This is a genomic window from Pseudotabrizicola formosa, assembly GCF_002900965.1.
Classification (GTDB): Bacteria; Pseudomonadota; Alphaproteobacteria; order Rhodobacterales; family Rhodobacteraceae; genus Pseudotabrizicola; species Pseudotabrizicola formosa.
This window is the reverse complement of the sequence record NZ_PJOM01000005.1, coordinates 26,425-39,410: the sequence shown is the minus strand read 5'-3', so window position 1 is coordinate 39,410 and position 12,986 is coordinate 26,425. Positions and strand designations below refer to the sequence as shown.

At 61.9% G+C, this 12,986-nt stretch carries 11 protein-coding genes; 6 read left to right on the top strand and 5 right to left on the bottom strand.

What is annotated here, in order from left to right:
- Positions 1 to 138 precede the first annotated feature (138 nt).
- The 3 genes from CXR43_RS15425 to CXR43_RS15415 are packed head-to-tail and all read right to left on the bottom strand — an operon-like array spanning position 139 to position 3,787.
- On the bottom strand, positions 139 to 2,313 hold the full coding sequence (locus tag CXR43_RS15425) for a xanthine dehydrogenase family protein molybdopterin-binding subunit (protein WP_103335496.1): 2,175 nt from the start codon (positions 2,311 to 2,313) through the stop codon (positions 139 to 141).
- Positions 2,310 to 3,278 (bottom strand): FAD binding domain-containing protein, encoded by a 969-nt coding sequence (locus CXR43_RS15420; protein ID WP_103335493.1) that lies wholly within the window; start codon positions 3,276 to 3,278, stop codon positions 2,310 to 2,312. The genes CXR43_RS15425 and CXR43_RS15420 overlap by 4 nt, the downstream gene beginning before the upstream one ends.
- Positions 3,275 to 3,787, bottom strand: coding sequence for a 2Fe-2S iron-sulfur cluster-binding protein (locus CXR43_RS15415; RefSeq protein ID WP_103335491.1), 513 nt, complete (start codon positions 3,785 to 3,787; stop codon positions 3,275 to 3,277). Before CXR43_RS15415 ends, CXR43_RS15420 begins: the two co-directional genes overlap by 4 nt.
- Positions 3,788 to 4,089: 302 nt before the next feature.
- Between CXR43_RS15415 and CXR43_RS15410 the strand changes: the two genes are divergently transcribed.
- The 3 genes from CXR43_RS15410 to CXR43_RS15400 all read left to right on the top strand — a co-directional run bounded on the left by CXR43_RS15410 (position 4,090) and on the right by CXR43_RS15400 (position 7,940).
- A complete protein-coding gene (locus tag CXR43_RS15410; RefSeq protein ID WP_103335488.1) occupies positions 4,090 to 6,549 on the top strand; it encodes a membrane-bound PQQ-dependent dehydrogenase, glucose/quinate/shikimate family in 2,460 nt (819 codons plus the stop codon).
- A 153-nt stretch (positions 6,550 to 6,702) separates the two neighbouring features.
- Positions 6,703 to 7,467: a cytochrome c oxidase assembly protein gene (locus CXR43_RS15405; protein WP_246831418.1), complete on the top strand. Its 765-nt coding sequence runs from the start codon at positions 6,703 to 6,705 to the stop codon at positions 7,465 to 7,467.
- Entirely contained in the window at positions 7,464 to 7,940 is a 477-nt protein-coding gene (locus tag CXR43_RS15400; RefSeq protein WP_103335879.1) for a CopD family protein, read from the top strand. Before CXR43_RS15405 ends, CXR43_RS15400 begins: the two co-directional genes overlap by 4 nt.
- Here the strand turns inward: CXR43_RS15400 and CXR43_RS15395 are convergent.
- Positions 7,922 to 8,437, bottom strand: coding sequence for a DUF2231 domain-containing protein (locus CXR43_RS15395; protein ID WP_103335486.1), 516 nt, complete (start codon positions 8,435 to 8,437; stop codon positions 7,922 to 7,924). The two genes, CXR43_RS15400 and CXR43_RS15395, sit on opposite strands and share 19 nt — an antisense overlap.
- Before the next feature lie 144 nt (positions 8,438 to 8,581).
- Between CXR43_RS15395 and CXR43_RS15390 the strand changes: the two genes are divergently transcribed.
- Genes CXR43_RS15390 through CXR43_RS15380 form a run of 3 tightly spaced genes read left to right on the top strand, consistent with a single transcriptional unit; the run spans position 8,582 to position 12,035 of the window.
- Positions 8,582 to 9,172 carry a cytochrome c oxidase subunit II gene (locus CXR43_RS15390; protein ID WP_210402107.1) on the top strand — a complete coding sequence of 197 codons (591 nt, stop codon included), beginning with the start codon at positions 8,582 to 8,584 and terminating at the stop codon, positions 9,170 to 9,172.
- Entirely contained in the window at positions 9,169 to 11,718 is a 2,550-nt protein-coding gene (locus CXR43_RS15385) for a cytochrome c oxidase subunit I (RefSeq protein ID WP_103335480.1), read from the top strand. The genes CXR43_RS15390 and CXR43_RS15385 overlap by 4 nt, the downstream gene beginning before the upstream one ends.
- Complete coding sequence (locus CXR43_RS15380) at positions 11,718 to 12,035, top strand: hypothetical protein (RefSeq protein WP_103335478.1); 318 nt, start codon at positions 11,718 to 11,720, stop codon at positions 12,033 to 12,035. Before CXR43_RS15385 ends, CXR43_RS15380 begins: the two co-directional genes overlap by 1 nt.
- A gap of 29 nt (positions 12,036 to 12,064) precedes the next feature.
- Here the strand turns inward: CXR43_RS15380 and CXR43_RS15375 are convergent, their stop codons facing one another.
- Positions 12,065 to 12,922, bottom strand: coding sequence for a DMT family transporter (locus tag CXR43_RS15375; RefSeq protein WP_246831417.1), 858 nt, complete (start codon positions 12,920 to 12,922; stop codon positions 12,065 to 12,067).
- Between the last annotated feature and the right edge of the window lie 64 nt (positions 12,923 to 12,986).

Below are 12,986 nucleotides of genomic sequence, written 5' to 3'. Positions count from 1 at the left end.
CAACGGCCGTGACCAGCACAGCAGGCGGAGCCGATGGATGCCTGCAGATCGCTCGCCGCCCAAGATCAGGACCAGCTTCGCAATCAGACTGCGTTGCCCGCGCCAGCCTGCGTCACACTCTCTGGGTAGGCACCTGAATCAGATCTCCAGTTCTGCAATGATCTTGTCCGGGGTCGCCGGCAGGTTGCGCACCCGCACCCCGCAGGCATTGTGAATTGCGTTGAGTACAGCCGCCCCCGCGCCGCAGATCCCCAACTCTCCCAGACCCTTCGCTTGCAGAGGACCGACATAGGCATCGCGTTCGGTCAGAAAATGAACCTCGATATGCGGCACGTCGGCATGACAGGGAATGTGATATTCGGCCAGATCCCGCGTGACCATATGGCCGTCGCGCGGATCATGCTCCATCGCTTCGGTGAGAGCCATGCCAATGCCAAAGGTCATGCCGCCCAGGCATTGCGAGCGGGCGGTCTTGTGATTGAGGACGCGGCCGCAGGCAAAGACTCCCAGCATTCGGCGCACACGGGTTTCACCGGTCCAGCGGTTCACCGCAACCTCGGCCCAATGGCTTCCCCATGTAGCCTGGCGCACGCTGTCTTCGGTCTTGCCCGGCTCAAGATGCCCGTCGCCGACCAGAGGGGTCCGGATGATATCGTCAAGCCGCCGGACGATGTTGCCGCATCGCGCCGTGCCGTCCTGAAGGGTCAGACCAGCCTCGGCACATCCCATCATGTCAGCGATCTTGTCGCGGATTTCGGCACAGGCAAGATAGACGGATGTTCCGCTGGAGGCCGCTCCGAAGGACCCGCCTGACCCCGAAGCCCGCGGAAAATCGGTATCACCAAGCTTGACATCGACACCTGCCAGATCAAGCCCCAATGTTTCGGCAGCGATCTGGCCAAGGATCGTATAGGTGCCCGTTCCGATATCGGTCATATCGGTTTCCACGATGGCGCGGCCCTGTGGTGTCAGTGTGACCCTGGCCCGGGATTCGACCAGCGAATTCACACGCACCGCAGAAGCAACGCCCATGCCGATGTACCATTCGCCTTCAAGTCGGGCGCGCGGTGCCACCCGATCTGCCCAGCCAAAACGCTCAGCCCCCTCACGCAGGGCTTCGGCCAGCTTGTGGCTGGAAAACGGACGGCCGGTTCCGGGCTCCATTTCGGGGATGTTGCGCAACCTCAACTCCACCGGATCAATGCCAGCGGCTTCGGCGAGCTCGTCCAGCGCACATTCGAACACCGTGACCCCAACCGCTTCGCCCGGGGCACGGACGGATCCGGCGCAACTGCGGTGGATCCTCGCAATCTTGTGAACGATCTGCCGATTGGCGGCGTCATAGGTGAAAGGCGTCGCCTGCGTTACAGGCTCTGAAAACTCGGACCCAGGAAGGTTCGACACAAGTGCCTCATGGCCTACACCTGAAAGCACACCGTTGCTGTCGCAGGCCAGACGAAGGCGCTGTGTGGTTTCTGATCGCCTGTGTGCAAGATCAAAAACCTGTGGCCGCGACATGACAACCTTGACCGGTCTTCCCAACTGTCTTGAGGCAATCGCAGCGGCGACCGCTTCCGCATTGATGCCCAGTTTGGACCCGAAGCCGCCCCCTACATAGGGGGCAAGCAGCCGGACCTGACCCACGTCAATGCCCAAGGCATCGGCCATTTGCTCGCGGCAGAACCCAAGCATCTGCAACCCTGCCCGGATCGTCACGCAATCCCCGGCCCATTGCGCCACAGCGGCATGCGGCTCCATGGCAGCGGCGGCTTGGGATGGGGTGTGCCAGACTTGATCCACGCGGAAAGCAGCGTCGCGCATTGCTGCATCCAGATCGCCCGTGGCCGATTGCTTGTCCTCTGGCACCTCGGGGTCAACGGCATCCGGCATCACCGGCACCTGACGGGCCTCATAGCGGACCTGCAGGGCGTGGGCGGCGGCCTGCGCCACCTCTAGGCTTTCGGCCACGACCAGCGCCACAGATTGCCCCATGAAGTCAACCTGTTGCGGCCCGGCATCTGGGCCTTCGGTCGACATCCCCTGTGCCGCCCGTCGCAGCATGCGTGGGTCATGGATGACAGCAAGCACTCCGGGAACTTCACCGATTTCGGTCACCCGTCCCGCGGAAACAGATGCCTGAACCAGCACGCCGTAAGCCATCCCTTCGGCCCCGGCATCGGCGGCATAGGTGGCACCGCCAGTAATCTTGTGCTGCCCTTCACTGCGAGAAACCGGTTCGCCCAGCACGCCTTGCGCCATCTGGTCCAACCGGCTTTCGTGATCGGGCGCGTCTACCTTGAGGTGTTGGGTCATGGGGCAGGCTCCAATCCGGTTGCATCCCGCAGCGTGGCGATCAGGGTCCGGCGCAAAAGGGGGATCTTGAAGGCATTGCCTTCCTGACTGGAGGCGCTGCGCAGCATCAGGCTGGCCGCCTGCTCAAACAGCGCATCCGATGGCTCACGGCCCACCAAAGCCGCCTCACATTCCGGGTCGCGCCACGGCTTTGCCGCCACCCCTCCGCAGGCCAGCGCTGCGCGGGTGATGCGACCGTCTACCATGGTGATCACCGCCGCGACCGAGACAAGCGCAAAGGCAAAAGACGCGCGGTCCCGAACCTTTCGATAGCGCTGTTCGCCTGTGACCGGTGCCGGCAAAATGACCGCGGTGATGATCTCGCCCGGCCTCAGACGCGTTTCTACATGCGGGGTATTGCCAGGCAACAGATGGAAATCGGCAACCGGCACCCGCCTTGGGTCCGGACCCGCTATCTCCACCTCTGCCCCCAGCGCCGACAAGGCCACTGCCATATCGCCGGGATAGGTGGCGACGCAGTCGGGCGAGGCCCCGAAGATGGCGTGGTTGCGGATGACACCGCCCATCGCGGCACAGCCTGTGCCAGGTGCACGCTTGTTGCATTGGGTGCGCAGATCATAAAAATAGGGGCAGCGTGTCCGCTGCATCAGGTTGCCACCCGTGGTTGCCATGTTGCGCAGTTGTCCGCTGGCTCCGGCCAGCAGGGCGCGCGACAATACGGGATAATCGCGGCGGATCACTGGATCAGCCGCAAGATCGCTGTTGCGCACCAAGGCCCCGATGCGCAGCCCGTCCGCTTCGGGTTCGATGCGGTTCAGGTCGAGATGGGAAATGTCCACCAAAGTGTTCGGCGTGGCGATTTCATGCTTCATCAGATCCAGCAGATTTGTCCCGCCAGCAATAATGGTCGCACCGTCCGGGATGTCCCGCAGGGATTGGGCGCGATGATAGGCAAATGGCTTCATTTGGCGTCACCGTCTTTTGCAGCATTCTGTATGGCGTCAACGATGTTGGAATAGGCGGCACACCGGCACAGATTGCCGCTCATGCGCTCCGCAATCTCGGCATGGCTCAATGGAAATGGTCCTTCAAGATCGGTCGAGGCGTGGCTTGGCCAACCGGCCGCCAGTTCCTCCAGCATCGCGGTGGCCGAACAGATTTGCCCCGGTGTGCAAAACCCGCATTGAAATCCATCATGGTTGAGAAACTGCGCCTGGAGGGGAGACAGCGCATCAGAACTGCCAAGCCCCTCGATCGTGGTCACCTTGGCCCCCTGAGCCATGCAGGCCAAGGTCAGGCAGGCATTGACCCGGCGCCCATCAAGCAAAACCGTACATGCGCCACATTGACCGTGATCGCATCCTTTCTTGGTTCCGGTCAAACCAAGATGACTCCGCAGGGCATCCAGCAAGGTGGTACGTGGGTCCAGATAGACATCCCGAAGGCTGCCGTTGATATCCAATGAGATTTGCATGCGTCCTCGGGCGTCAGGGGTTGTCGGCAGGGGCGGCTTGCCATGACAACATTCCACGGCCGGGTTCGTTCCTTCGAAGCCAGGGTGTCAGCGGTGAAAACAAGCGCAGTGCCAACCCCCCCGGCGCGGGCCTCTTGACGTCAGATGACGCCGCACCCGCGCCAAAAGTATGGGCATCCGCGGCATGGGACCGGCGCTTCCCGAGCTATCCTGTTGCCCGCATCAGACGTCGCTCATTTTTCTGGGAACGTAATTGTGATCCGGCGGTTGACCAACGGATTGGCCTTTCCAGCGGAGTCCCGATGCGCAATTTTTCTGACGCCCCGCCCGCCAACCGAGCAGGTTTTGCCGCTGTTACGGCGCTTGCGGTTGTTATCCTTGTCTTCGGCATACCGATTTTTGTCGGCGGCATTTGGCTGATCTTGCTGGGCGGGTCGTGGTATTATGCTTTTGCGGGCCTGGGCCTGCTGGCGACGGCCTATGGTCTTTTTTGCAGGACGATGGCGGCCGTTTGGGTTTATGCGTTTACCTTTGCTGGAACGGTTGCCTGGGCCTTCTGGGAAGTTGGGTTCAACTGGTGGGCGCAGGTGCCAAGACTGGTCGCGCCGACGCTGATCCTCGTGCTGGTGCTGGCAACAATTCCGGCTCTTCGGCGGCTGGGTGCTCCGGCGCAGCGAGGGGTCCTGTCAATCGCAGCGGTGATGGGCACAATGCTGGCGATGGACCCTTCGTTGAACCGTGCCGCGCTGGCACAGGATACTCCCGAGCCTTCCGTCACCCCCACAGATCGCCTGATCGACCAGACACCAAGTCTGCCACCCGATTCTGAGCCCACCGCTTCACAGAGTACCGCCTCATTTCCGATGCCCGAGGCGGGCGCGGACTGGCCAGCCTATGGCGGCAGCCATCATGCGACACGCTATTCGCCCTTGGACCAGATCACACCGCAAAATGTATCCGGTCTGCGTCGTGTCTGGGAATTTCGTACAGGCGACATGCCACAGAATGACGAGCGGTATTCCAATCAGAACACTCCCCTCAAGATCGAGGATCAGGTTCTGATCTGTTCGGCGATGAACAAGATCATTGCGGTGGATGCCCGAACGGGAGCGGAAAACTGGCGCTATGATCCGCAGGTTCCCACCGAAGCCATTCCCTATAACGCAACCTGCCGTGGCCTGGCCTATTACGCGTCGCCGACTCTGGATCCAGATGCCCCCTGTGCACAGCGGGTTCTTATGAATACGCTTGATGCCCGCCTGATTGCCGTCGATATCCGAACCGGCGCATTGTGCGAAGGATTTGGCAGTGGTGGATCGGTCGATATGAAGGAGGGCATCGGCCATTCTGTGCCCGGCTGGTACGCGCCGACCTCCCCTCCAACCGTTGTGCGCAACATCGCCGTGGTGCATTCGCAGGTGCGTGACGGCCAGCGGCGCGATGCGCCATCTGGGGTGGTACGCGGCTATGACGCCGAAACCGGTGAGATGGCTTGGGCATGGGACATGGGACGACCGGGGGAAACCGGCCTTCCGCCAGAGGGGGAAACCTATACCCGCGGCACACCCAATGTGTGGACCATAGCATCCGGCGACAATGACCTCGGACTTGTCTATCTGCCCCTTGGCAATTCTTCGGTCGACTATTGGGGGGCCACGCGGACCGAAGCCGAAAATACATATTCCACCGCGCTGGTCGCTTTGGACGTGGAAACCGGACAGGTCGCCTGGCATTATCAGACGGTGCACTATGACGTCTGGGATTACGACCTTGGGTCACAAGGGACGTTGATCAATGTGCCAACCGAAGATGGGCCAGTCCCTGGGCTGATCCTGCCGACCAAGTTGGGGATGTTCTTCATCTTCAACCGCGAAACCGGCGAACTGCTGGTGGAGGTCGAGGAACGCCCGGTGCCTCAAGGAGGGGTCGAGTCAGAGCGCCTGTCTCCGACCCAACCCTTTGTGGTCGATTTCCCCAGCACCCTGAAGCCCGATATCCAGGAACATCACATGTGGGGGATGACGCCGCTGGACCAGCTGTGGTGCCGCATCCAGTTCCGTCGGGCGCATTACGACGGCATCTACACCCCGCCCTCTGTTGACCGCGACTGGATCCAGTATCCGGGTTACAATGGTGGATCAGACTGGGGTGGCGTGGCGATCGATCCGGAGCGCGGGATCATGGTTGCCAATTACAACGATACACCGAACTTCAACCGGTTGATCCCACGGGACGAAGCCGAGCGGCTGGGCGTGGTTCCCATCGATGAACCTGGTGCCGAGGATACGCCGAAAGATTACAATCCGCAGGCGGATACACCCTATGCCATCAAAGTTAACGCGGGGTGGCGGGTGCCTCTCACCGGCTTGCTCTGCAAAGAGCCACCCTATGGCGGCATCATGGCGGTCGATCTGGCCACCCGGCAAGTGCTCTGGGACAAACCTTTTGGCACAGCGCGCAAGAACGGCCCGTTTGGCATTCCTTCGATGATGCCGCTGGACATCGGCACCCCAAATAATGGTGGTGCAGTTGTGACCGCGGGCGGGTTGATCTTCATCGCCGCGGCCACCGACGATCTGATCCGTGCCATGGACATCGCCACCGGTGAGGTCTTGTGGGAAGACAGTCTGCCAGCAGGCGGACAAGCGGGGCCAGCCATGTATGAAATAGACGGGATGCAGTATCTTATCATCAATGCGGGCGGTCACAATTTCATGGAAACGCCGATTGGCGATCACTTCATCGCCTATGCGCTGCCCTAGTCTGTGCGATTGCCATGGTTGGATCAGTGCTCCGGCAGTGCTCACCAAAGGAGAAGCGGGGCCATTGCCCTGGATGTTTGCATGCCTACGCAAAGCTTTGGCCCTGCCGCCACTTAACTGCAATAAGGGAAGACTGATCCTGTGGTGCCGCAAATGAAATTGATGCCGTTGTCACAGTTTGAAGGCAGCACTCCCTATTGCGGGCCCTTGGTCGCGCCCGACGGTGTATGGGCGGCGTGGAACGTCGACCCCGTGCTCTTGGCAGGATTGGGCTTGGGGTTTGGCCTCGCCCTCATGGCGATGAAGCACAGGGCAATCTCCGGTCCCGCACAGCACCGGGCGCTGGCCATCGCCTTTGCAGGGCTGATCTTGGCCTTTGTGTCGCCCCTGTGTGCGGCGACCGTCGCGCTGTTTGCAGCCCGGTCGGTCCATCATATTCTTCTGATCAGCGTGATTGCCCCGGCCCTCGCCATTGCCCTCCCGCTGTTCCATGCCGCAGGCAGGATCGGCTTTATCCTGACCGCGGGCGCGGTTTTGGCTTGGCATGTCCCGTCAGTCTATGCCGCTGCCTGGAACAGTGAGGCGCTCTATTGGCTGATGCAGGCTGCCCTGCTGGGCCCGGCCTGGGTGTTCTGGTCAGCGGTCCTGCGCCCCAAGCAGCAAGCCGAAGTGGTGTTCATGGATGCCCTTCAGATCGCCGCGCTCGCGGGGATCATGGGCTTGATCGGGGCGGTGCTGACCTTTGCACCAACGGCGCTTTATCCGCTGCATTTGCTCGGCACGGAGGCCTATGGTCTGAGCCTTCTGGCGGATCAGCAGCTGGCGGGGCTGATCATGTGGGTGCCGGGCTTCTTGCCTCTTGCTGCCCTGGCCTTTCGCATCTGTACACGCGCATGGTCGCGGGGGTTCGTGTCGTGATCGCAGTTGTAAAGTTCGTGCACATTGCAGCTTTGCTGTGCTGGTCGGCGGCATTGGTGAGTCTTCCCGTATTGCTGCACCATTACCGACGGGCCAAGACGCAATCGGACTTCACGGAATATCGGCTGATCACCCATTACGGCTACATCGCCTTTGCCTCGCCCGCGGCCATTGTGGCCATTGTAGCAGGTACCCTGCTGATTTTTCTGGCCGAGGTTTATGACCCATGGCTCCTGGTCAAGCTGGCCTTCGTGGCGGGGATGGTGCTGGTACACGCCTGGCTCGGCCATCTGATCCTGAGATCCGGTGAAACCGGGGGGCGTTACAAGATGCCGCCACCCTTGATCGGTCTGCCGCTGGTGCTGACGCAGATCGCGGTCATCCTGTGGCTGGTCCTGGCCAAGCCTGATCTGGCCTGGCTGGCAAACCTCTTGCCCGCAGTGGCGCTTGAACCTCAGGGGGGGTCCCTGTGATCATCTTTCGTCCCGATCTGGTAGTCAAACACCAGTTTACCGCCATGCCATCCGGTGATCGCTGTCATCCCGGCACAGATTGCCGAGACCAGCATTCCCCAAGGCAAGACAATGGCTTGAGCATCATCATGGCGGATCGCCCAGTTCACCCCCAGCAGCGACAGCAGCATGACTGCCAGGATGAAATGCGTCCAGCTGGCCGAGCGCACGCGAATGCCGCGCACGGCAAGCAGTTCGACGGTGCCGACAATGCCGGCCAGAACACCAATGAAAAAACCCACTCCGGCCGACCAGATGGCCACGCGCGGCCAGAAAGCGTCCCCGGTCCACCAATAAAGCCCGTCAGCCGCAAAAGTGCAGAACGCCAGTGTGATGGGAAAGGCGACCATCATCGCATGCAGCGGGTGTCCGGCAATGGCGACGGCGGATTCCGTATCGTCAAAGGCGTCGAATTTCTGGATGGGGTCGACAAAGTGGCGAGACGGCTTGCGGGTCATGGCGGGCCTTTCAAACAGCCTGAGTCAGGGCGAGGCAAAAAGCCACGCTACCGGAACAAAGCGCGGATGGGGATTTTTGTTCCCTGCCTGACGGGCTGTGGCGGCCCTTTATCGACGCTGGACCCGGCAGGGCCATCGTCACAGATGGTCGCGGGACTGTGGTGGGCCATGCTGATCGGGTCTGCGATAATCACTGGTCTGGTCTTGCTTTTGCTGACATTGGCCTGGCGGAGCGGCCCCAACCGGACGGGAAATGAACGGCTCTGGATCTGGGGGCTGGGCGTCGGCTTTACCATGTCGGTGCTCGTGGTCCTTGTGGCCTATGGCGTCTGGGTGGGCGAACGCATCCTGGCCCGTGCTGATGGCGCGCTGCGTGTCGCGGCACATGCCCAGCAATGGGGCTGGGAGTTTACACAGCCCGGGCCTGATGGCACAGCCATTGTCACGCAGGGCGTGCTTTACGTGCCTGCGGGTCGGCCGTTCGATATCGAGATCACATCAAGCGATGTCATTCACAGCTTCTGGGTGCCGCGCCTTGGCGGCAAGATGGATGCGGTGCCGGGCCGGGTGAACCTCGCCCGACTGCAGGCCGATGTGCCCGAGGTGCTCGAAGGCCTATGCGCCGAATTCTGCGGGGTGGGTCACAGTGCCATGCGGTTTTCCGTGGTTGTCTACCCTGAGGGGGACTTCCCCGACCTGCAGGCTGATGTGTTCGGCCCGGAGGATTCGCCATGACAACGGGATCACAGAGCAAAACCGGTTCAGATCCGTTGCTGGCCGTTGCGGAGAGCTTTACCCCCAACCCGCAGCAACGCGCCCTGCGCCTGCACAAGGAGCTGACCAAAGTCTGGACCGATGCGCCAGGTTGGCGCGGAACACTGACCTCGGTCAACCACACCACCATCGGCCTGCGCTTCATGGCGACGGCTTTCGTGTTCTTTGCCATCGGCGGTGTCTTGTCGATGCTGATCCGGGCGCAACTGGCCACGCCGCGCGGCGACTTCCTTGACACCGCATTGTATAACCAGATCTTCACGATGCACGGCAGCATCATGATGTTTCTGTTCGCAATCCCGATGCTCGAAGGCTTGGCACTGTGGCTGTTGCCCAAGATCCTTGGGGCGCGGGACATGGCATTCCCGCGTCTGTCGGCACTGGGGTACTGGTGCTATTTGTTTGGCGGGCTGATCATTGTCTTGTCACTGTTGGGCGGTGTGGCCCCCGATGGCGGCTGGTTCATGTATACTCCGCTGTCCGACAAGACCTACACACCGGGGATCAATGCCGATATCTGGCTGATCGGCGTCACCTTTGTCGAGATTTCAGCCGTCGCGGCGGCGGTCGAGATTACCGTGACCATCCTGTTCTGCCGTGCGGCCAATATGGCGCTGACCCAGATGCCGCTGATGGGCTGGTACATGCTTGGCACTGCCGCCATGATGCTGGTGGGGTTTCCGCCTCTCATCCTCGGGTCGATATTGCTCGAGGTCGAGCGGGCCTTTGACTGGCCGTTCTTTGACGTGGCGCGCGGCGGAGACCCGCTGCTCTGGCAGCATCTGTTCTGGCTGTTCGGCCACCCAGAGGTCTACATCATCTTCCTCCCCGCAGCCGGGGCGCTGTCAACCCTGATCCCGGTGATGTGCCGCACCACGATCCTGGGCTACGGCGCGATCGTGGCGGCGGTGATGGGCCTGGTGTTCCTGTCTTTCGGGCTGTGGGTCCATCACATGTTTGCGGTGGGCATTCCGCATATGGCGTTGGCATTCTTCAGTGCCGCCTCGGCGCTGGTGGCCGTGCCGACAGCGGTACAGGTGTTTGCCTGGATCGGAACAATCTGGAAAGGCCGTCCGCAACTGCATCTGCCGATGCTCTATGCGCTGGGGTTCTTTCTGACCTTTGTCATGGGCGGGTTGACCGGGGTCATGCTGGCGATCGTGCCGTTCAACTGGCAGGCGCATGACACCGCCTTCGTCACGGCACATCTGCATTATGTGCTGATCGGCGGCTTTGTCTTCCCGATGATGGCGGCCGTTACGTACTGGATGCCGCTGATTTCGGGGCGCAGGCGCATCAAGGGTCTGGGAGAGGGCGCATTCTGGCTGGTGCTCATCGGCTTTCACGGCACGTTCTTCATCATGCACCTGACCGGACTTCTGGGCATGCCACGGCGGATCGACATCTATCCTGACAATCCGGAATGGGTGTTGCCCAATCTGATCTCGTCGATCTTCAGCATGGTCATGGCCACCGGATTTGCGCTGTTTGCCTTTGACATCGCGATGCAATTTCTCTTTGGCCGCCAAAGCCGCCGCAACCCCTGGCAGGCCGACACGCTGGACTGGGCGATGGTGCTGCCGGCACCGGCCTACAACTTTGCCTCGCTTCCGATGCAGGGCCCCAAAGGGCCAGACCTCATCTTGCCGCTGGCACGCGGAGAAGGACTTTTGCCCGGTGCGCCCCGTGGTTGGCGCGAACTTCTGGTGGTCGATCCTGGCACGGGCAAACCGTCACATGTGGCCGTACTGCCCGGCAACACGGTGCTGCCGTTGATCACAGCGGGTGCCATCGGCACTCTGGTAGGGCTTTTGCTTGCCGGACTCTATTGGCTTGTCCCGCTGGCCTTGGGGCTGATCGTCCTGGCCGTCTGGCGCTGGGGCGATATCATGGGCACCACCCGAGACCATGCGGCGGTCGCCGTGACGCCGGATCTGGCGCTGCCCCTGCACTGGCACACGCGCGGCTCTCTGGCCTATCGCGGGGCAGTGGCCACGCTGGTCGCAGATGGCACCCTGTTTGCTTCGCTGCTGTTCGGTGTGGCGTTTCTGTCAGTCGTGGCACCAGGATGGCCTGCGCCGGCGTCAGACTTGCCCATGCTGCTGGCCCCGCTGACGGCAAGCGTCATTGTTCTGATGCTGGCCTTTGCCGCGCTGGCGGCCCGCCGCGCCGAGGATGGCCGTGCCAGCCCGCATGGTCAGCTGTGGGCTCTGCTTGGCACCGCAGCGGGATGCGTGGCGCTGCTGGCGATTGCGGGGGCGGCACTCATGCTAGATGATCCCCGTCAGCACGCGCGCGACGCCCTGCGTGGCATTCTTTTGGCCTATGCCGCGGTACATGCGGGCATTGCCACCTTGCTTGGCTTGCGGACATGGACCGATGATCGTCATGGACGGGTGTCACTTGGCCGGAGAGGGACGGCACCGGTCTGGCGGCTGTGGCAGGATTTTGCAGCCGTAACAGCCGCGATCTCGGCCTTGGTCATCACCTTGCAGGAGATCGCCTGATGCGCTGGCTGGCGGCCTTTTCCGCCCCGCTGATCTTGTGGGCGGGTCTTTTCTCGGCGGTCTATGCCCTGCATGGTCTGGGCTGCGCCCGGGGCTGGCCTTCGGTCTCCACGCCCTTCGGGTCATTGCACGGTGTGGCCATGGTCGCCGTCTGGCTGGGGGGGCTGGCGGTGCATCTTGTGCTGTTGCGGGCGGCACCAACGGGCCCGGCACTGGAGCACCGACTGCTGCGTATGACCGGATGGATAGGAGTGTGCGCCAGCCTGTTGACCCTCTGGCCGGTTGTGACCCTGACGACCTGTCAGGCCCTGCCGTGATCGGCCTGACGCCCCCCCGCAGACCGAGTTCAGCGGCGCAGAACGATCAGCCCTGATGATACGATAAGCAGCGCCCCGATCAGCATAGCCGGCGCAGGCACGTCCCCGAACATCAGAAATCCAAAGACAACGCCCCAGACCAGCAACGAATATTGCAAGGGTGCCACCACGGAGGCATCAGCCAGTTTCAGGGCCCGGGTCACCAGCATATGTGCGGCGGTCGCCACCACCCCCAACAGAAACAACAGGGCCAGATCCCCGCCCGAACGGATCGGCTGCCAGTCAAAGGGCGCGAAGGCCAGCCCGGCAACACCCGCCGCCACCAGCTGAAAAAGGACCAGATCACGGTCAGCGGTTTCGCGCAGGGACCGGCCTAGAATCATGATGGCAGCAAAGGCTGCGGTGCCCAACAGGGCAAAAAGGGCCCCGGGGCCGGAAAGCTGGAGCGAGGGGGCAAGAAGGATCAGCACACCGACAAAGCCGACCGCAACCGCCATCCAAGTCCGCCTGCCAACGCGTTCGCCCAACAGAAAGGGCGAGATTGCCACAACATAGATCGGGGCCGCCATCCAGAACGCCATTACATCAGCCAAGGGCATGTAATACACGGCGGCATAAAAACAGAAAACTTCGGCCGTGGCGCAAACCGCGCGCAGGGCCTGCAGGTCGGGGCGGGGGGCAGAGCGGATGCGGGCAACAACCTGGCCACCGCGCAGGATAAAAGGGGCCATGATCAGCAGTGCTGCCACAGAGCGCAGCAAAATCACCTGCGCCACACCGTAATCGGCAACCAGCCATTTGCCGATGGCATCATTTCCGGCAAAGGCAGCCATACCGAGCAACATCAAAAGAATGCCGGCGGTGTTGCCCGTCAGTTTCGGTTTCATCTCAAGGCCCTGTGATCATCCAGGCGCCCGGAGCCGATATCGACCCCGGGCGCTTGGTTCGTGT

Excerpts from the sequence above, each read along its gene's own strand:
- CXR43_RS15425 (WP_103335496.1), bottom strand. The coding sequence starts at position 2,313 with ATGACCCAACACCTCAAGGTAGACGCGCCCGATCACGAAAGCCGGTTG.
- CXR43_RS15420 (WP_103335493.1), bottom strand. The coding sequence starts at position 3,278 with ATGAAGCCATTTGCCTATCATCGCGCCCAATCCCTGCGGGACATCCCG.
- CXR43_RS15415 (WP_103335491.1), bottom strand. The coding sequence starts at position 3,787 with ATGCAAATCTCATTGGATATCAACGGCAGCCTTCGGGATGTCTATCTG.
- CXR43_RS15410 (WP_103335488.1), top strand. The coding sequence starts at position 4,090 with ATGCGCAATTTTTCTGACGCCCCGCCCGCCAACCGAGCAGGTTTTGCC.
- CXR43_RS15405 (WP_246831418.1), top strand. The coding sequence starts at position 6,703 with ATGAAATTGATGCCGTTGTCACAGTTTGAAGGCAGCACTCCCTATTGC.
- CXR43_RS15395 (WP_103335486.1), bottom strand. The coding sequence starts at position 8,437 with ATGACCCGCAAGCCGTCTCGCCACTTTGTCGACCCCATCCAGAAATTC.
- CXR43_RS15390 (WP_210402107.1), top strand. The coding sequence starts at position 8,582 with ATGGTCGCGGGACTGTGGTGGGCCATGCTGATCGGGTCTGCGATAATC.
- CXR43_RS15385 (WP_103335480.1), top strand. The coding sequence starts at position 9,169 with ATGACAACGGGATCACAGAGCAAAACCGGTTCAGATCCGTTGCTGGCC.
- CXR43_RS15380 (WP_103335478.1), top strand. The coding sequence starts at position 11,718 with ATGCGCTGGCTGGCGGCCTTTTCCGCCCCGCTGATCTTGTGGGCGGGT.
- CXR43_RS15375 (WP_246831417.1), bottom strand. The coding sequence starts at position 12,922 with ATGAAACCGAAACTGACGGGCAACACCGCCGGCATTCTTTTGATGTTG.